Here is a 1,120-nt window from a genome sequence, read left to right as displayed (position 1 = left end):
TGAATGCCGAGATGGAGCACCAGACAGCCAAGGACACCACCACAGGTGCGCAGCAGCCGATGGGTGCGCGAGGTGCCACGGTCGCCGACACGCTGGGCGGATCGGACGATGCCACAAACCAGCAGTCGCGTTTGGACGGGCGCAAACTGTAGCGCCTTACTTTGCATCTCCCCGCAACTTCGCTTGGCGCAAATGACGGTGTTAGATGCCGTCATCTTTCGAACTGGCCACGGAAGACAAAGCAGTGTTCAGATGCCGCTCCCTCGGTAGCGAACTCCCAGATCATGCAAGGGCCGGTTCGCGAAGCAATTTATGCCTTGAAGAATATGATGGCGAAAGGGGTTAGCGGTGGGAACGCTAATGCGCGATGCGTCGGTTGAATTGCCGACGACCGTGGCGCTCGTCGCACCGTATTTCGCCGAAGCCGCCGATTATAGGGCTAGTCGATTTTTCCCAGCAACCGCTCATATTCTCGGCGCCGGGAGGGTGACCTCGAGAGCCAATCCTCCTGTCACCACGGCTCGTAATGCTCGCCGCGCCTTATCGTCTTTGATCGCTCCCGCGATCCGCTGGTCATCAGGAGGCACGCCCGCGCACCGGCCGCGACACACTCTGATCGGCGCTCACGGGACGCCGACACGGCCAGCGGCTCCGTGAAACTCCGCGGCGCACGCACCCGCGCGCCCGGTTTCTCAGCTTGCTCCAGGCGGGGCTCGACGTTCCCCCCGCGCATGGATTCCGTATCGAAGTGCAACACGAAGCGCAGCGTGGGAACTGCAGGTGTGGTTTGACGACGTCGATCAGCCTAGTGCAGCCGAAGAACGTCTAGAACGCGATCGGGCTTTTCCATCGAATTTGCGCGTGACCGAAATGTTAGCTCGAACCGGAGCTGCCGCACGCGCCCGGCCGGCACCGGCGACAAGGGCGCGCCTCCGTCGTCCGGAGGCGCGTTCTCTCTATTGTTCATGACGTGCTCATTGATTCTGCTTTCGGGCGCCGTTTACCTAGGCAGCTTCCTGCATCGCTCTCTCGTTGACGCTGGCCTCTCCAAGCTGCGTCAGCGCTTCGTCAGTCGCCTTTTCCTCTTCGAGCGTCTCCTCGAGCAGCGGCACGGCATCCT

1 protein-coding gene is annotated in these 1,120 nt (G+C 61.7%); it reads right to left on the bottom strand.

From position 1 onward, the window contains the following. Positions 1-1,004: 1,004 nt before the first annotated feature. The coding region (locus tag AC0L2C_RS34095; RefSeq protein WP_473525521.1) for a DUF892 family protein at positions 1,005-1,120 on the bottom strand (116 nt) is incomplete at its 5' end.

This window comes from Mesorhizobium sp. WSM4845 (genome assembly GCF_055811455.1).
Note: the sequence above shows the minus strand (reverse complement) of the source record. Positions and strands in the feature narration are given on the sequence as shown.